This window comes from Streptomyces apricus (genome assembly GCF_008369065.1).
Lineage (GTDB): Bacteria > Actinomycetota > Actinomycetes > Streptomycetales > Streptomycetaceae > Streptomyces > Streptomyces apricus.
Genome location: NZ_VDFC01000031.1, coordinates 1 through 15,192 on the forward strand (window position 1 = coordinate 1; position 15,192 = coordinate 15,192).

The following is a 15,192-nucleotide window of genomic DNA, read 5'->3' on the forward strand; positions in this document are numbered from 1 at the left end:
CCTCCCGCCGGGCCCGGCACGTCCTCCGGCCCGGACGCCCCCACCGCGCTCAAGAAGGTCCTGACCACCCCGCTGCTCTACTTCTTCATCCTCGGCGACGTCCTCGGCGCGGGCGTGTACGTCCTGGTCGGGCAGGTCGCGGCCGACGCCGGCGGCGCCGTGTGGGTGCCCCTGCTCGTCGCCCTGTGCCTGGCCCTGCTGACGGCGGCCTCGTACGCCGAGCTGGTCACGAAGTACCCGAGGGCGGGCGGCGCCTCCCACTACGCCACCCTGGCGTACGGGCCCTTCGCCGGGTTCCTCGCCGGCTTCTGCATGCTCGCCGCCGGGGTCGTGTCGGTGGGGGCGCTGGCCCGCGGGTTCGGCGGCGACTACCTGTCCGAGTTCGTGACGCTCCCCGTGGTGCTGGTCACGGTCGTCTTCCTGGCCGCGCTGGCGCTGCTGAACGCGCGGGGCATCAGCGAGTCGACGCGCGCGAACACCGTCGCCACGGTCATCGAGGTGAGCGGACTGCTGCTGGTCATCGGGCTCGGTGCCTGGATCGTGCTGCGCGGCGACGGGGACGTGGGGCGCCTGACGGACCTCGGCACGACGGAGAAGGGACCCGCCGCCGCGGTGCTCAGCGGGGCGGTGCTGGCGTACTACTCGTTCGTCGGGTTCGAGACGTCCGTCAACGTGGCGGAGGAGACCCGCGACCCCCGGCGCACCTACCCGAGGGCGCTCTTCGGGGCCCTGATCACGGCCGGGGCGGTGTACGTCCTGGTGGGCGCCGCCGCGGCGGCGGCCGTGCCGACGAAGAAGCTGACCGAGTCCAGCGGACCGCTCCTGGAGGTGGTGCGCGCGGCCGGCGGGGTGCCCACGGAGCTGTTCAGCGCGATCGCCCTGGTGGCGGTCGCCAACGGCGCGCTGCTCACCGGCATCATGTCGTCGCGGCTGGCCTACGGGATGGCGAAGGACGGCCTGCTGCCGGGCTTCCTGACCAAGGTCCTGCCGGGCCGGCGCACCCCCTGGGCCGCGATCGCCGCGACCACGGCCCTGTCGCTGCTGCTGGCGCTGACCGGTGACGTGGCGACCCTCGCCTCGACGCTGGTCCTGCTGCTCCTGGTGGTCTTCTTCCTCGTCAACACGGCGGTCCTCGTCCTGCGCCGCGAGGAGATGAGCCGGGACCACTTCAGGGCGCCGACCGTGGTGCCGGTCCTGGGCGCGGCGTCGTGCGTACTGCTCGCGACGCAGATCGAGGGCGAGGTGTGGCTGCGCGGCCTGGTCGTCCTCGCGGTGGGCGCGGTGCTGGGGGCGGTGGCGGCGGCACGGGTGCGGCGCGCCCGCTGACCCCGTACCGGGAGGGGCGGAGGGGGCGTCTGCCGCCCTCCGCCCGGTCACTTCTTGGGGTCGTGGCCCCAGTTCATGAGGGAGTACCGCCACCTGGTGTCCGTGACGTCGCCGGAGGGCTTCTGCTTGAGGTGGCGATGGACGTACCCGACGACCTTGCGCATGTGCGCGATGTCGTCGTCGGTGAGGTCGCTCTTCTTCTTGTCCAGGAGCTTGACGATACGGCGCCCGGACTCGTGCCCCACGCTCTCGCCGCCGCCGTCGGACTGCCCCACGCTCTTGGAGTCGTCCGTGTCCAGCCACTTCCTGAGGCTGCTCGGCGTCATGTTGACGGCCTCGCCGAACTCCTTGACGGTGTCCTCGCGGCTCGTGTCGCTCTTGCCGCTCATGACCCCGACCCACCGCTCTTCTTGCGGAGCGCCCCGGGCTTGTGGACGGCGTTGCCGCCGGACTTGTCGCTCTCGACCTCGTACTGCGGCTCGTCCTTCGAGGCCTTGACGGTGCGCCCGGCCACCTCGGCGGTCCCGGTGATCTTCTTCTTCACCTTGCCGGGGACGGTCTGCCCGTGACTGCTCCAGGAGACCTGGTCGCCCTTCTTGAGCTTCTTTTCCTTCGCCACGTTCCGCACACTCCTTCGACCACGGCCCCCCGCGATGACCTCAACTCTTGCGCCCTTCACCACCGGGCGCACGTCGGCGGCCGCCGCGGGGACCTTCACCGGTCGGATGTCGTGCCGGTCGGATGTCGTCCCGGTCAGCTGTCGTGCCGGTCAGCTGTCGTCGCGGACGTCGTCCGGGCTGAGCCCGGCCTCCTCCATCGCCTCGCGCAGGGTGCGTCCGGTGGCGCCGTTGTCCTGCTCGGCCGACGCCTCTTCGTCAGGCTGCATGACGACTTCGTCGGTGGACGTCGTCTTGGGGCGGTTCTCTTCGGGAACGGTCACGACTACTCCTCGTGTGCTGTTGCGCTGAGCCGAGCTGTGTTGATCCGTCGATCGCTGCCACGGGTAGCCGTACGAACCCACCCGAAACGTGCAGCCCACGGCCCTGGCCTTCCGGCTCGCCCGCACCGGGCGGCCCGGGGTGTCAGCAGTCCGTTTCGAAGATGTCGTCGATGACCTGGTCGAGGAACAGGTGGTCCGTCTCCGATCCCCGGGGGATCAGTCCGAGCGTGCTCTCCAGCCAGGCGCCGAGGGTCGCCCGCTCGATCTCCACGATCACACCGGACTCCGGGGGCCCCAGCCGCATGCGGACCACCTCCTCGCCCTGGCGGCGGACCGACGGCCACACCGCGATGTCGCCGCATCCCTCGTGTTGCCGCAGGCCCGTGAGGAGCTGTTCGCGCGAGAGGTTCCACTCGACGTCCTGCCCGAGCGCGTGCAGGACCATCACCACCGTGAACGGCTGGTGCGCCGAATACTCGAAGGTCAGGGCGAGGGGGAAGGGCGGCTGTTCGTTCGCCACCAGCAAGGCGGTGTGCGTCAGACGGGTGAAGAGGAACGGATCCGTCAGACGGAGAGAGGTCGAGATGAACGCAGACAAGGCGGCCTACCAAGGGCTTGGGAGATGAGGGAGGACGGCAGCCTTGAGACCGGGTGGACATCACGGAGGTAACTCACCGCGGAGGGGCGCCGTCGTGAACTGAGGCGCCTGCTCTCCCAAGCGCAGTGCGCGCCTACCCGCCATCGCGGACCTCAATCGGCCGATCCCGGACTTTCGCCTGTGCCGATCGTGATTCGCCCGTGCCGTTCGTGGTTCGCCTGTGCCGTTCGTGGCGTGCACCCGGCGGCACAGGGCACCCGGTCTGCGCGGACTGGCGACCGTCGCGGACACAGGGGCCGCGATACGAATGCGCTGTCCGCGCGAACGATCGCGAACGGTACGGAGAGACAGATGACGGTGGACACCGGAGCGCGGGCGTCAGGGCGGCGGCGGGCCGGATGACGGCCGGGGCGACGAAGGCGGTGCGGCTGGTCGCGGAGGCCGCGGCAGGCGCCCCCGGCGAGGAGGTCCCGCGGCGGGTGTGCGCGGCGATGTGCGAAGGGCTGGGCATGGACGGTGCCACCCTGTCGCTGCTCACCGACACCCCCTCCCGCCAACTGCTCGCCGCGTCGGACGACTCCGCCCTGCTGCTGGAGGAGATCCAGTTCACGGTGCTGGAGGGCCCCTGCATCAGTGCCGCGCGGACCGGCGAACCCGTGGCCTTGGACGACCTGCGGCAGGAGCTGACGCCGTGGCCCCTGTTCGGTGCGATGATGCGCGAGAAGCTGCCGGAGGTGGGCTCGGTGTACGGGCTCCCGCTGTTCTTCGGCGACTACGTCCTCGGGTCGGTCGACCTGCTGGCGACGCGGCCCCGCGCCCTCGACGAGGACGCCCTGGAGCAGGCGGCCCACGTGGCCGACGCGGTGACGGCGGCGCTCATGCCCGCACGCGAGGTGCTGTTCACGGGGACCGGCGCCCCGGCATGGGAACCGGAGCCGGTCGTCCGTGCCCACTGGTTCGACACCTCGCGCGCCGTCGCGGTCCTGGCGGACCGGCGGCGGATCAGCCCCGAGGACGCCCTCGCCCTCATGCGCGCCGAGGCGTTCCGCACCAGCAGGTCGCTACCGGACATCACCGAGGACGTCCTGGGCGATCCGCCCGGTACGCCGTAGGAGTACGGGTTCGGCGCCCGGCTTCCCCGGTGCTCCGCCAGGTGTCCGTGTCCCGGTCGTACGCGGCGAGGCCGCGGTCGGCGAACTCCCGCAGCCACCCCTCCATGGGCCACGTCCCCCAGCGTCCCTTGAAGAGGGCGCCGTTGCGGAGGATGTCGTCGAGGTGCTCGACCGGCGGGCGGCTCACCGGATGGTGCTGGTGGTACGCGGGTGCGCCGCCGACCCACCAGAGGTCGACGCCGCGGCCGGCCGCCTGGAGCGCGAAGTCGGTGTCCTCGCCGCCGTACCCCGTGTAGTCCTCGCAGAACCCGCCGGTGTCCCGCCAGGTGCGGGCGGTCAGCGCGAAGGACAGCGACCAGAAGAGGCGGTGGTCGCCGCCGCGCAGCACCCGCGCGTCCTCGGGGACCGGACGGCCCGGGTGGGGCGGTGCGAGGTCCGGGAGGGTCGCGAGACGGTAGCCCTCCGGCGGGGGCGGCGGGAGGTAGGTGACCGTTCCGCACAGCAGGGCGCCGTCGGCGGCCGTCTCGGCGTAGCGGGCCAGCAGGTTCTCGCCCGGAACGCAGTCCACGTCGAGGAAGACCAGCAGGTCGGCGCCGTCCGCGAGGGCCCTGCGGGCACCGGCGTTGCGGGCGGCCGCGAGCGGCATCCGCCCTTCGGCGCCGAGCGGCACGGCCACCGTCCGCGCCGCGGGGTGCCTGCCGGCGAGGGCGTCCGCGGCCGCGTCGTCGTCCATGGTGACGACGACGTAGCGGTCGGGCCGGCGCGTGCCGGCCGCCAGTCCGGCCTGTTGCAGCCGCAGGTGCCGGTGCCGGCCCGCCACCACGGTGATCACCGCGAGCCTCATGCCGCTCGCCCCCGTGACGGGGCGGCCGCCAGCCGGTCGAGGGCGTCCGCCGCCCGCCGGGCCCCGTCGCCCGGGGCCCAGCGGCTCCACCGGTCCGCGGGCTGCTCCCGCGCCGTCCGGTCCAGCAGGGCCGCCCACTCCCCGGGGGCCGGCCAGGCGGTGCGCACGGTCGCCAGACGGCCGGCGCGCAGCGCTTCGGCGGTCGCCCGCTGTTCGCCGTGGGGCCGGTCCTGCGGGACGACGACGGTGGGGACGCGGGCGGCGGCGCACTCGGCGACGGCGTTCTGGCCGCCGTGGGTGACGACCACGTCCGCGCCGCTCAGCAGCGGCCACGGGTCCTCCGTCCAGGACCGGCCGGGGCCGCCCAGGAAGGTCCACGACCAGCCGGGGGTGCTCGCCTGCGCACGGCGGAGGTCGTCGCCGTCGATGCCCGCTCCGCCGGCTCCCAGCATGACGACGACCTGCCGGGTGCCGCCGGTGGGGGCCGATCGCACAGCCGGTCGCACGGCCGGTAGCACAGCCGACCGTGCGGCCGGCCGCACGCGGGGGCGGCCGTCGTAGCGGGAGAAGGCCCCCGTGTGCACCGTCTTGTCCAGCCAGGCGCGGGGCCAGCCCGGCTCCGGCAGGTCCGCGGGCCAGGGTGCGAGCAGCGCGTCGGCCACGTCGTAACCCAGCCGGTGGGCCGGGTCGAAGCGGTCGCCGCGCATCGCCGCGGCGACGACGGGGACGCCCATGAGCCGTGCCAGGAGGGTCACTTCGACGGAGACGTCGCTGACGAACAGCGACGGGCCGGTCCGCCTGATCCACTCGGCGACGGCGCCCATCCGGTCCCTGAGGCCGGGGTGGTGGCGCGGCACCCAGTGCAGTCTCCCGCCCGCTGTCGGGTCCGCGGCCTCGGCAGCTCCCCGGCCCGGGCGGTCGGGGCCGGCGTCCATGGGGAGCCGGACCCACTCCCCCGTCCAGTCCTCGGGGCGCGGGAGGGAGGAGAACCCGGTGACCGGGGTGCGCAGGTGCCGGGCGACGCACGCGGCACGGTGCAGGTGGCCCCGGCCCTGGTGGTGCACGTAGTAGCCGATCATGCCGCGAGCTCCTGGTACAGGGAGGTGTAGCCGTCGGCCATGCTCTCCAGGGTGCAGAACCGGTCGGCGCGGTCCCGTGCCGCGTGGCGGTCGAGCCGTGTCGTGCCGTCGACGAGGCGGGCAAGGGCGTCGACGTCGTCGGCCGGGGCCAGCAGACCGCACTCGTCGGTGAGGATCTCGCCGAGGGCGCCGCGGTCGAACCCGCACACCGGTGTGCCGCAGGACAGCGCCTCGGCGACGACCAGGCCGTACGGCTCGTCCCAGCAGGGCGTCACCAGCGCCGCCGCGGAGGTCCCCACCAGCGCGGCCAGTGCGCGGCGGTCGAGGTGGCCGACGTAACGGATGTCGTCGTCCAGCAGCGGGACCAGGCACTCCTCGAAGTACTCCCGGTCGCCGACGGGACCCGCCAGGCGCAGCGGGCGCCCGGCCCTGCGGGCGGCCTCGGCGGCCAGATGGGGACCCTTCTCCGGCACGATGCGCCCGAACCACACCAGGTGCGGGCCGCCCGGCCCGATGGGCCAGCGGGCGGTGTCGACACCGTTGCGGATCACCCTGGCCGCGGGGACCAGGGGCTGCCAGGCGGCGGCCGTGTGCTCGCTGACGGCGGTGAACGTCACGGCGCCGGGGCCGTGCGTCTGGATGGCCGACTCCAGCCAGGGCGTGGGCGGGGTGTGCAGGGTCGTCACCACCGGTATCCCTACGGCGGGGGCCATCGCGACCGGCAGGTAGTGGAGGCTGTTGTTCTGGACCACGTCGAAGGAGCGTCCGCCCTCCCCGGCCAGGTCCAGCATCAGCTTCAGGTACGCGTGGTGCTCCTCCATCCATCTGCCGTCCGGCATGCTGACGTCCGAGCGGGCCGCCGTGCTCAGCGCCGGCAGGTGCACGGGGATCTCCGTCACGTCGAGACCGGGGTCGGAGCCCGGGGCCGCGAAGAGCCGCACCTGGTGCCCCCGCGCCCTGAGTGCGCGGGCGAGCGTCCAAGTGTGCGCCTCCAGCCCTCCGGCGAACGGCTCCCTGACGGGGAAGCGGGCGGACGCGATGAGCGCGATGCGCAGGGCCGTGTTCATCCCAGCAGCTCTGCGTAGATCCTGCGGTGCGCGGCGGCCACGGAGGCGCGCTCGGCGGTCCGTTCCGGTGCGGTGGCACGCCAGCGCGGGCGCGTACGGTACGCCTCCAGGACGGCGGCGCGCAGCGATCCCTCGTCCAGGCCGCCCCGCTGGGTGTGGCCGTAGGACAGGCACGGGCGCTGCTCGGCGTAGTAGCCGCAGGAGGGGGCGGCCACGGCGGTGCCGAGGTCGTGGCACGCCTCCAGCCAGCCGGAGTGGGTGCCGAACGCGTAGGGCAGCACGGACAGGTCCAGCGACGACAGGTAGTCCCAGAGCAGGTCGTCGTCGAAGTAGTCGTGCGCCAAGAGCCGGATCCGTCCGGCCTGCGCCAGCGCGTTGAGCTGTGCCAGCGTGCCGGGCGCGTAGGCGTGCGCGTCCGGGTCGCCCACCTCGTGGTGGACGTTCACCCGCACCTCGGCGTCCGGCAGGCCGGCGACGGCCTCCGCGAGCGTCCGCACGACCGGCAGCAGGTCCATGTTGGGGCGCAGGCTCTTGGCGTGCACGCCGACCCGGAAGCCGTCACGGGCCGGGCGGGGCCGGACGAGACGGGACTCCTCCACGACATGGGGGTGGGGCAGGACCGTCGCCGTACGGTGCCAGCGCCGGGCGATCTCGGCGGCCGCGCCGGGGGTCAGGGTGACGAGGTGGTCCGCCGCCGGAACGAGGACGTCCAGCGCGGCGTCGTGCGGCGCGGGATCGGGCTGATGCGGATTGCGCAGGTCGTGCACCGTGTACACCAGTGGCTTGCCGTACTTCCGCAGGGCCCGTACGAGGGACCTCAGCTGCCGCGGCGACTGCGCGTCGAACCCGAAGTGCAGGTGGAACAGATCGAAGTCCGTGTGGTGCGCGTGCACCCAGTCCGGGTCGAGCATGACCGGCGGCCACCAGCGCGCGGACGTGCTGGGGGCTCCGTTGGGACGCGGATCCTTCAGCCGGACGACCCCGTCCGATCCCTGCGGGTCCGCGCAGTGCCGTACGTACACGTGCCCGGCGGGCACCGAGGCCACCCGGATCGTGCCGACGACAGCGGTGCCGCCCCTGGGTCCCCGCGTGGCGGCCGGAATGTGATGGTTCACCGTCATTCTGCTCCTGCCTCACGCAGCGGAGCGAGGAAGCGGCCGCGGGTGCGACCGGGCCTCCGTCAGGCCGCTCTGCCCTGAATGTCAGTGTTTGTATTCTTGACTTCACGCTGGGTACCCGTGGCGGGAAGCTCCATGCGCGGCATACGAACACCGGAAAATCAGACAGGAAGCCCGTTACGGTCCCGGCGGCCCGGGAACGGCGGCACGGGAACAGGAGCCCAGGAACAGAAGCCCGGGAACAGCGGCACGCGAACCCGTGCCGTCAACCTCGACGTCGGCTCGATCGGCGCCTTGACACGGGCACGTACGGGTGAAGACAGTCCCTACGCCGGACGGACCTCCACGGCCCGCAGGGCCGCATCCACCCGTTCGATGGCATAGATGACGGGCTGACCTTCCGTGACGGCATCCACGAACCTGATGTCCCACGCCTGGAAGGGAACACGTTCGTCGCTGCCGTAGGCGGCGATGAGGCCGGCCCCTTCGGCGGGATCGAACAGGATCACTCTGCCCGCCCGCAAAGCCTTCCGCACCCTGCCACCTCCACAGATGTCATCGATCAGTGCCCTGTCCCTCCCCCGTCCAGGACGGGGGAACACCCCTTCGTCCCGAACAGGGTGCCCGAGACCCGAGATCCGCTGAGCAGTACCCGTTCTCCTCCGTCCGAACCACGGGGCCGATGGGCGCAGATCGGGGCCGATGGGGGCCGATGGGGGCTGATCGGAGCCAATCGGGGCGATTCGGCGCGGGTCCGGGCGAGTCCGGAGCGGTCGGTTTCCACCGCGGCATGAGATCGCAGCGTTGCCGCCAAGCAACCGTGAAGGGCAGAATCAGGCGTGGAGGCCGTGCCGAACTGAGAAACCGCGCACTGAGCCGTCTGGAAAAAGGCGGCGGTCTCCGGTCCCCAGACCCCGGACCTGTACTTCTCCCGTCCGCCCGCCCTCCCTGATCTGTCGTGAGGCGTTCGGTGCGGACGGTGTGGTGCCGAGCCGGGGTCCGGCCGAGCACCCTCACCGCCTCGCGGTCGTGCTCCTGGACCACGCCGGCGAGAGCCCCCTGTCGCTGATGAAGGATCGGCAGGACATCTCCCTCCGGGTGCCGGAACACCAGTTCAAGGACGACGGAGGCGAGGATGACGGCCGATATCCCCGCATCGGCATCCCCTGCCGAGGATGCGGCACGAGGAAACGCGGAGCACGCACTGGAGCGGGTGCGTGAGCTGCAGCAGGAGAACACGCAGCTCCACGAGGCGGTGCGCTCGCACGCCGTTGTGGACCAGGCGATCGGCGTCGTGATCGCCACCGGTCGGCTCAGGCCGGAGCAGGGCTGGAACGCGCTCGTGGGCGTCTCGCAGCACACGAACATCAAGTTGCGGCATGTCGCGGAACTCGTCGTCGAGTGGGCCCGCACCGGGCATCTGGCCAGTGACGTACGGGCCGAACTGGAGCAACAGCTCGACCGCGCGCACGCCCCGCGACCACGGGGGTGAGCGGCATGTCGGCCGGGCGGCTCCGGGCGCGCTGACGCGTACCGTACCGGCGCGCCCGGCACGCCTGTCAGGACCGGGGAGATTGAAACAGTCCGGCCGCCGGTCGGTGGTCCCCGGTCGATGGTTCCCGGTCGACGGTCGGTGGTTCCCGGTCGACGGTTCGCGGTCGGCGGCCGCCGGCTCCGGCCGGAGCGAGCGCCGCGACCTCACCCGGACGGCGGACCCGCGCCCGACCGGTGCCGCGCACCGGCCCGCACGGCCGGCGGACGGGCCCGTGGTAACCGGTCGAGTCAGCCCAGGGAGGCGAGGAGGTCGTTGCAGGCCTGTTCGCAGCGGCGGCAGGCCTCCGCGCACACACGGCAGTGGTCGTGCATGTCGGCGTGGCGCTCGCACTCGTCGCCACAGGCTTTACAGACCGTCGCGCACGCCCGGAGGACCGCCCGGGCGACCTCGGCGTCGTAACCGGTACGGCGGGAGAGCACCCTGGCCGTGGCGGTGCAGAGGTCGGCGCAGTCCGCGTCGGTGCGGATGCACCTGGTCAATTCGGCGACCATGTCCTCGGACATGCAGGCGTCCGCGCAAGCGGTGCACGCCTGCGCGCAGGTGAGGCACTCCTCGATACAGCGGACGAGCCGGTCAGGGTCCACGCCGCCCGGATCACTGGGGTGGGCATCGAGCATGTCCTTGACTGCAGTGATCATGCGGGCCTCCAGGGTGCGGATCGTCGTGCGGCGGTCGCCGCCCTGTACGGGGTGACACCACGCAGGGCACGGGAAACATCCGGCGAGCGGCCACTCCGCCGGTGAGCCGTACAGCCGGCGTACGGCTGGCGTGCGGGCGGCGTACGGACGGCGAGCCGTATGCCATGTTCAGGTGGATCGGGCCACGATGAGCAGTAGGTCTAGGGTGGGGGCGGATGACCGTGGGCCCGCGGATGTCCACAAGGACGGGGACGGGTGGCACGGTGGTCGAACGGGAAGGTATCGCCGCTGTCCTCGGTGATCTGCGCCCCCGCTTCGGGGACACCGCGTTGATCGGCGGCGATCCGGCACGGTGCGCCCGGGTCCTGGGGGTGGACGGCATCGCCGTGTCCCTCACGACGAACCCGGTGGGTCCCGGCCTGGGCGAGCTGATCTGGTACGCATCGGACGCCAGCGCACGGCTGGAGGACCTGCAGTACACCCAGGGACAGGGGCCGGGCCCGGAAACGGCCGCCACCTGCACGGCCGTCATGGAGCCGGACCTGTCGAGGGTGGCACCCGACCGCTGGCCGATGCTGCTGCCGGACGCACTGGACCTGGGCGTACGGGCGGTGTTCGCCTTCCCCCTGCACGTGGGGGGGCGCGTGCCTCGGCACGCTGACATTGCAGCGCGGCGCCCGGGGCGGCCTGGAGGGTTCCGCCGGGAGTGACGTACGCATGCTGGCCAGGGCCCTGACGGCGGTGGTGCTGAACGGAGGCACCGTGACGGATGCGTTCGCCACCGCCGAGAGGGGCAGCGAGTTCTACCGGGCGGTCGTCCACCAGGCGACCGGCATGGTGAGCGCACAGGCCGAAGTGTCCTTGGCGCAGGCCCTGCTGCTGTTGCGGGCGCACGCCTACCGGCACGGGCGGACCGTGGTGGACGTCTCGGAGGACGTGGTCGCACGCAGGGTGCGCTTCGCAAACGACGGAACAGAGCCGGATGCGTCCGGCACAGGTAGGGAATGAGGAGTCATGACTCGCGAGGAACGCCTCCTGGAGGCCATCGTGGAGGCCGTCGACACGCTCGTCGACGACTTCGATCTCATCGAGTTCCTGCATCGGCTGTGCGATCACTGCGTGGAACTGCTCGACATCTCCGCCGCGGGGGTCATGCTCGCCGACCCGCACGGCGGTCTGCAGCTGATCGCCGCGTCCGACGAGCACACCCGGCTGCTGGAGGTCTTCGCCCTGCAGCACGATGAGGGGCCGTGCGTGGAATGCCACCGCAGCGGGCAGGCGAGCCTGGCCATCGACCTCACCTCGCCCGAGGCCACCCGTGCCTTTCCCGCGTTCGCCACCCGCGCACGCGAGATGGGCTTCCTCACGTCGCACGCCCTGCCGATGCGGCTGCGCCACCAGAGCGTCGGCGCCCTCAACCTCTTCGACAGCCGTCACCAGGTGCTCGCGGAATCCGACATCCGGGTGGCCCAGGCGCTGGCGGACGTGGCGACCATCGCCATCCTGCAGCAGCGCACCATCGAGCAGACCTCCATGGAACGCGCCCAGCTCGAACAGGCGTTCACCAGTCGTGTGGTCATCGAACAGGCCAAGGGGCTGCTCGCGGAACGCTGGCAGACCAGCCTCGACGAAGCGTTCGACGCGCTGCGCAGGCACGCCCGCTCCCACCAGATGCAACTRGCGCTCCTGGCCACCCAGGTCGCGAACGGCACCCTCGACAGCGACTCGTCTCCGCCGTCACCCGCGCCCGCGGCCGTGCAGCCGGCCCAGGCACCCGCCCCGCACACGGCGCCGCGGGCGTCGGCGTCCGCCCGGGAGCCGGCCCGGGCCGGCTCCGGTGTGCGGGTCGTGCCGGTGGGCCGCCGTGTGCGGGCGGTCCCCGCTGCACCGGACCGTATCGGCGCCGCGGTCGCGGCCGCGCTGGCCGATCACGGCGGCGACACCGAGGCGGCCACGGCCGCCCTGGTCAAGCGCGCCATCCCGGACGCGATGGCCCTGCTGGACGACACCCGCAAGGGCGGACGCTACGACGTCATCGCCCACCCGTGGCTGCCCGACATCCTGCGCAAGCAGAGCGCGCGCGGCGCCGACCAGGTGTGGGAGGCCCGCCCCAAGTGGTCCAGGCCCGAACTGCCCCCCGGCGCCCACGAGATCACGGCGCTCGACGTCAACGGCGCCTACCTGTCCGCCCTCAAGACCCACCTGCCGATCGGCCAGCTGGAACACTCCACCGGCGACCACCACGACCGCCGCCGCGCCGGCCTGCACCTGATCACCCCACCCGCCTGGGAGCACGGGGCGGTGCTGCCCAACCCGATCGGCGACCGCGACGAAGCCGGCCCGCTGTGGGTGACCGAACCCACCCTGCGCCTGCTGCTGCGCCTGGCCGGCCCCCGCTACGGCCTGTGCGACCCGCCCCGGATCCACGAGTCCTGGACCTCGGGGGCCACCGAGAGCCTCCTGGAGAAGTTCCGCATCGCCCTCAAGGACGCCCGCGACCGGGCGATCGGCCAGGACGATGTGGTCACCCTTGAGTACGTGAAGGCGATGTACGCCAAGTTCGTCTCCACGCTGGGGGAGTCGAACTACAACCGCGAGCTGTACCGCACCGACTGGATGCACCTCATCCGCTCCCAGGCGTTCGCCAACCTGTGGTGGAAGGCCCACCGCGCCTGGGACGAGGGCCTGCTCGTCGTGCGGGCGATGGGCACCGACGAACTGCACGTGGCCGGCGACTGGCGTGCGGTCTTCCCCGAGGGCCGCGGCGTCACCGAGGTGAAGGTCAAGGACACCTACACCGTCGACACCACATCCGCCGCCCCCGGCCCCGCACCCACCGGCCCCGTACAGTGATCCAGTCACCCGACAGATCCGGAGGAGACGATGCCTGAGCGCACCATCGAGTTCGGCAAGTACGGTGCCCGCGGCCTCAAGGGCCACCAGGCCGTCGCCCGCCAGCTGGACGCGCTCGCCGGCTACATCGCCACCCCCGTCACCGCCCGCCGCGGCCTGCAGGCCCGTCTGCACTACCTCACCCGCACCGACCGGGCCCGCACCGCGGCCCGCGCGGCCGGCTTGAGCGTCACCGAACGCACCCTGCGCGCCTGGCAGACCGGCACCCGCACGCCCTCGAAGAAGAACCTGGAGCGCATCGAGCAGGCGTACCGCACCGTGCGCCGCGAGAACGTCGCCCGCTACCTGATTGCCCGCCTCGACCGGGCCGGTCGCGGCACCCGGGTGGAGATCCACCCCCTCAACCAGTCCCAGGTCGAGCGCCCGCGCCAGCGCGCGCTGGAGCTGCGCACGATGAACGTCCGACGGTGGGAGCGCATCGTCGCCGCCTGGGCGGCCGGTAACGAGCAGCAACTGGACGAGGCGTGGGTGGAGCAGGTCGTGGACCTCGGCTCGCAGTGGGGCCAGTACGAGTACGTCACGAACATCGGCTTCGCCGCGTAACGCCCCCGGCGCGCCAGGCCCGCCGGACCGCTGGAGCCACACGCCGCACGCCACACCTTTTTCCTCATCCCCCGCCCCGGCGCACAACCGTCGGGGCGTCCCGCGTGTCACACCAGGCAGGAGCAACCGACTCCTAAGTACACAAGGGGGAAATATGAGGTTCAACCGTTCCGTCCTGAGTGCCGCCGCGTTCGCCGCCCTGGCCGTGGGCGCCTCGACCGCGCTGGCGGCGCCCGCCTCCGCCGCGCCCAACACCACACCGCAGAAGGTCTGCGGCAGCGCCTACAAGACCGTCAACTCCGCTCCCGTCGGCTCGCTGGGCACCGTCTACCTGACCTACAACGCGGCGAACGGCAAGAACTGCGTCACCACCATCCGCAGCACCCCGGGCACGGCCGTGGACGTGTCGACCTTCGTCTTCGTCCCCGACACCGAGGACTACGACGAGGACTACGGCAGCTACACCTCCTACGCGGGTCCTGCCTACGTCTACGGCAAGGGCCACTGCGTCAGCTGGGGCGGCGGCATCAAGAACACCTACGTCCAGGTGAACGACTCCAACTGCGCCGCCCGCAAGGAGCAGCGCACGACCTTCACCCGCTGATCCGCCCGGCGGCCGGCGCGCTCCCGCAGCAGGATGCCTGCGCGGGGAACATCCGCGGGGGCATGCCGGTTGAGGGGAGTGTGGTCGTGGAGGGGACAGTGTCCCCGGGCCTCACCCATTGCCCATGAGGACGATCGTTCGGCTGAAGCCTCATGGAGCCTTTCGCCGCGCAGGCGACCGCCCTCCACGACCACACCCCTCTCTCCCCCCCCCGCGCCTGTCAGGGCAGTGTGTCCCGGTCGGCCGCGGCGTCGCCCACTCTGCCGGTCGGTGTCCCCTGGTGCCCGGTGGGCTGCAGGGACTGTTCGGAAGAGGTGGGCACGCGGTGCAGGAGGCCGTCCTCGTGCTGCCCGTACTGCCCGGTGTGCTCCAGCGGGGGTGAGTAGGCGTGCACGGTGACGGTGGGGCCGGCGCCGGGCTCGCGGCGCATGCGGTGGATGGCGGTGCGGTCGAAGCAGAAGCCGTCCCCCGCATCGACCCGGGTGCCGACCGGGCGCTGTCCCAGCCGCAGCTTCTCGTGCCGGATGGCCCCGCGGGCCACGTGCACGCCGCCGCACGAGCGGTCGTGGTCGTGGTAGCCGGTGTCGTGCGCGTCCTCGCGCCACTCGATGATCCACACACCCACGTACTCGTTGAGGAAGTAGGAGGCGTAGCTGCGCTCCTGAGCGCAGCCGCCGAGGCACTCCTGCCAGGCGTCCTCCTGCTCGCCCACGCCGCGGGCCAGTTCCAGCAGTTCCCGCGGCTCAAGGAGCCGGTCAGGCACCGGCCCGGGCAGCGAAGAGAGGTCCATGTGCGCCTGGGTGCCCCTTTTCTGTGCTTTCCAACCGGCCTGTACGCTCCCGCCCGGCCCCGCAG

At 72.4% G+C, this 15,192-nt stretch carries 19 protein-coding genes; 8 read left to right on the forward strand and 11 right to left on the reverse strand.

Annotation, left to right across the window (positions count from 1 at the left end):
* The first annotated feature begins 60 nt into the window (after nt 1-60).
* Nucleotides 61-1,326: an APC family permease gene (locus tag FGF04_RS10590; RefSeq protein ID WP_235882277.1), complete on the forward strand. Its 1,266-nt coding sequence runs from the start codon at nt 61-63 to the stop codon at nt 1,324-1,326.
* Nucleotides 1,327-1,373: 47 nt separating this feature from the next.
* Here FGF04_RS10590 and FGF04_RS10595 read toward each other — a convergent pair whose 3' ends face one another.
* The 4 genes from FGF04_RS10595 to FGF04_RS10605 form a co-directional block, all read right to left on the reverse strand.
* Nucleotides 1,374-1,715, reverse strand: a complete 342-nt coding sequence (locus tag FGF04_RS10595) for a DUF3140 domain-containing protein (protein ID WP_149511033.1) — start codon at nt 1,713-1,715, stop codon at nt 1,374-1,376.
* Nucleotides 1,712-1,945, reverse strand: coding sequence for a hypervirulence associated TUDOR domain-containing protein (locus FGF04_RS10600; RefSeq protein ID WP_149511034.1), 234 nt, complete (start codon nt 1,943-1,945; stop codon nt 1,712-1,714). Before FGF04_RS10600 ends, FGF04_RS10595 begins: the two co-directional genes overlap by 4 nt.
* Nucleotides 1,946-2,095: 150 nt before the next feature.
* Nucleotides 2,096-2,266: a hypothetical protein gene (locus FGF04_RS39985; protein WP_188114032.1), complete on the reverse strand. Its 171-nt coding sequence runs from the start codon at nt 2,264-2,266 to the stop codon at nt 2,096-2,098.
* 142 nt (nt 2,267-2,408) lie between these two features.
* Nucleotides 2,409-2,864: an SsgA family sporulation/cell division regulator gene (locus tag FGF04_RS10605; protein WP_188114033.1), complete on the reverse strand. Its 456-nt coding sequence runs from the start codon at nt 2,862-2,864 to the stop codon at nt 2,409-2,411.
* A gap of 398 nt (nt 2,865-3,262) precedes the next feature.
* On the opposite strand from FGF04_RS10605, the gene FGF04_RS10610 reads away from it, so the two are divergent.
* A complete protein-coding gene (locus FGF04_RS10610) occupies nt 3,263-3,976 on the forward strand; it encodes a GAF and ANTAR domain-containing protein (RefSeq protein WP_149511036.1) in 714 nt (237 codons plus the stop codon).
* Here the strand turns inward: FGF04_RS10610 and FGF04_RS10615 are convergent.
* The 5 genes from FGF04_RS10615 to FGF04_RS10635 form a co-directional block, all read right to left on the reverse strand.
* Entirely contained in the window at nt 3,936-4,820 is an 885-nt protein-coding gene (locus FGF04_RS10615) for a glycosyltransferase family 2 protein (protein WP_223146370.1), read from the reverse strand. The two genes, FGF04_RS10610 and FGF04_RS10615, sit on opposite strands and share 41 nt — an antisense overlap.
* Nucleotides 4,817-5,899, reverse strand: coding sequence for a glycosyltransferase (locus FGF04_RS10620; RefSeq protein WP_149511037.1), 1,083 nt, complete (start codon nt 5,897-5,899; stop codon nt 4,817-4,819). Before FGF04_RS10620 ends, FGF04_RS10615 begins: the two co-directional genes overlap by 4 nt.
* A complete protein-coding gene (locus FGF04_RS10625; protein ID WP_149511038.1) occupies nt 5,896-6,966 on the reverse strand; it encodes a glycosyltransferase in 1,071 nt (356 codons plus the stop codon). Before FGF04_RS10625 ends, FGF04_RS10620 begins: the two co-directional genes overlap by 4 nt.
* Entirely contained in the window at nt 6,963-8,087 is a 1,125-nt protein-coding gene (locus tag FGF04_RS10630; protein ID WP_149511039.1) for a glycosyltransferase family protein, read from the reverse strand. The genes FGF04_RS10625 and FGF04_RS10630 overlap by 4 nt, the downstream gene beginning before the upstream one ends.
* A gap of 323 nt (nt 8,088-8,410) precedes the next feature.
* Nucleotides 8,411-8,593, reverse strand: a complete 183-nt coding sequence (locus FGF04_RS10635; protein ID WP_149511040.1) for a hypothetical protein — start codon at nt 8,591-8,593, stop codon at nt 8,411-8,413.
* A gap of 626 nt (nt 8,594-9,219) precedes the next feature.
* On the opposite strand from FGF04_RS10635, the gene FGF04_RS10640 reads away from it, so the two are divergent.
* Nucleotides 9,220-9,576, forward strand: a complete 357-nt coding sequence (locus FGF04_RS10640) for an ANTAR domain-containing protein (protein ID WP_149511041.1) — start codon at nt 9,220-9,222, stop codon at nt 9,574-9,576.
* 290 nt (nt 9,577-9,866) lie between these two features.
* Here FGF04_RS10640 and FGF04_RS10645 read toward each other — a convergent pair whose 3' ends face one another.
* The gene (locus FGF04_RS10645) at nt 9,867-10,277 is read right to left on the reverse strand and encodes a four-helix bundle copper-binding protein (RefSeq protein WP_149511042.1); all 411 of its coding nucleotides are present in this window, start codon (nt 10,275-10,277) and stop codon (nt 9,867-9,869) included.
* A gap of 233 nt (nt 10,278-10,510) precedes the next feature.
* Between FGF04_RS10645 and FGF04_RS10650 the strand changes: the two genes are divergently transcribed.
* The 5 genes from FGF04_RS10650 to FGF04_RS10670 all read left to right on the forward strand — a co-directional run bounded on the left by FGF04_RS10650 (nt 10,511) and on the right by FGF04_RS10670 (nt 14,337).
* Complete coding sequence (locus FGF04_RS10650) at nt 10,511-10,987, forward strand: hypothetical protein (protein ID WP_149511043.1); 477 nt, start codon at nt 10,511-10,513, stop codon at nt 10,985-10,987.
* A 7-nt stretch (nt 10,988-10,994) separates the two neighbouring features.
* The gene (locus tag FGF04_RS10655) at nt 10,995-11,285 is read left to right on the forward strand and encodes an ANTAR domain-containing protein (RefSeq protein WP_149511044.1); all 291 of its coding nucleotides are present in this window, start codon (nt 10,995-10,997) and stop codon (nt 11,283-11,285) included.
* A gap of 6 nt (nt 11,286-11,291) precedes the next feature.
* Nucleotides 11,292-13,130 carry a GAF and ANTAR domain-containing protein gene (locus tag FGF04_RS10660; protein WP_149511045.1) on the forward strand — a complete coding sequence of 613 codons (1,839 nt, stop codon included), beginning with the start codon at nt 11,292-11,294 and terminating at the stop codon, nt 13,128-13,130.
* A gap of 30 nt (nt 13,131-13,160) precedes the next feature.
* Nucleotides 13,161-13,733 (forward strand): transcriptional regulator, encoded by a 573-nt coding sequence (locus FGF04_RS10665; protein WP_149511046.1) that lies wholly within the window; start codon nt 13,161-13,163, stop codon nt 13,731-13,733.
* Between the two features lie 154 nt (nt 13,734-13,887).
* Nucleotides 13,888-14,337: a spore-associated protein gene (locus tag FGF04_RS10670; protein WP_149511047.1), complete on the forward strand. Its 450-nt coding sequence runs from the start codon at nt 13,888-13,890 to the stop codon at nt 14,335-14,337.
* 220 nt (nt 14,338-14,557) lie between these two features.
* On the opposite strand, the gene FGF04_RS10675 is transcribed toward FGF04_RS10670, so the two are convergent.
* Nucleotides 14,558-15,127 (reverse strand): cupin domain-containing protein, encoded by a 570-nt coding sequence (locus FGF04_RS10675; protein WP_149511048.1) that lies wholly within the window; start codon nt 15,125-15,127, stop codon nt 14,558-14,560.
* Nucleotides 15,128-15,192 lie beyond the last annotated feature (65 nt).

Bases quoted from the DNA above. Each gene is read 5' to 3' on its own strand.
- FGF04_RS10615 (WP_223146370.1), bottom strand. From the start codon at position 4,820: ATGAGGCTCGCGGTGATCACCGTGGTGGCGGGCCGGCACCGGCACCTG.
- FGF04_RS10625 (WP_149511038.1), bottom strand. From the start codon at position 6,966: ATGAACACGGCCCTGCGCATCGCGCTCATCGCGTCCGCCCGCTTCCCC.
- FGF04_RS10610 (WP_149511036.1), top strand. From the start codon at position 3,263: ATGACGGCCGGGGCGACGAAGGCGGTGCGGCTGGTCGCGGAGGCCGCG.
- FGF04_RS10665 (WP_149511046.1), top strand. From the start codon at position 13,161: ATGCCTGAGCGCACCATCGAGTTCGGCAAGTACGGTGCCCGCGGCCTC.
- FGF04_RS10675 (WP_149511048.1), bottom strand. From the start codon at position 15,127: ATGGACCTCTCTTCGCTGCCCGGGCCGGTGCCTGACCGGCTCCTTGAG.
- FGF04_RS10620 (WP_149511037.1), bottom strand. From the start codon at position 5,899: ATGATCGGCTACTACGTGCACCACCAGGGCCGGGGCCACCTGCACCGT.
- FGF04_RS10670 (WP_149511047.1), top strand. From the start codon at position 13,888: ATGAGGTTCAACCGTTCCGTCCTGAGTGCCGCCGCGTTCGCCGCCCTG.
- FGF04_RS10645 (WP_149511042.1), bottom strand. From the start codon at position 10,277: ATGATCACTGCAGTCAAGGACATGCTCGATGCCCACCCCAGTGATCCG.
- FGF04_RS10630 (WP_149511039.1), bottom strand. From the start codon at position 8,087: ATGACGGTGAACCATCACATTCCGGCCGCCACGCGGGGACCCAGGGGC.
- FGF04_RS10595 (WP_149511033.1), bottom strand. From the start codon at position 1,715: ATGAGCGGCAAGAGCGACACGAGCCGCGAGGACACCGTCAAGGAGTTC.
- FGF04_RS10655 (WP_149511044.1), top strand. From the start codon at position 10,995: ATGCTGGCCAGGGCCCTGACGGCGGTGGTGCTGAACGGAGGCACCGTG.
- FGF04_RS10650 (WP_149511043.1), top strand. From the start codon at position 10,511: ATGTCCACAAGGACGGGGACGGGTGGCACGGTGGTCGAACGGGAAGGT.
- FGF04_RS10640 (WP_149511041.1), top strand. From the start codon at position 9,220: ATGACGGCCGATATCCCCGCATCGGCATCCCCTGCCGAGGATGCGGCA.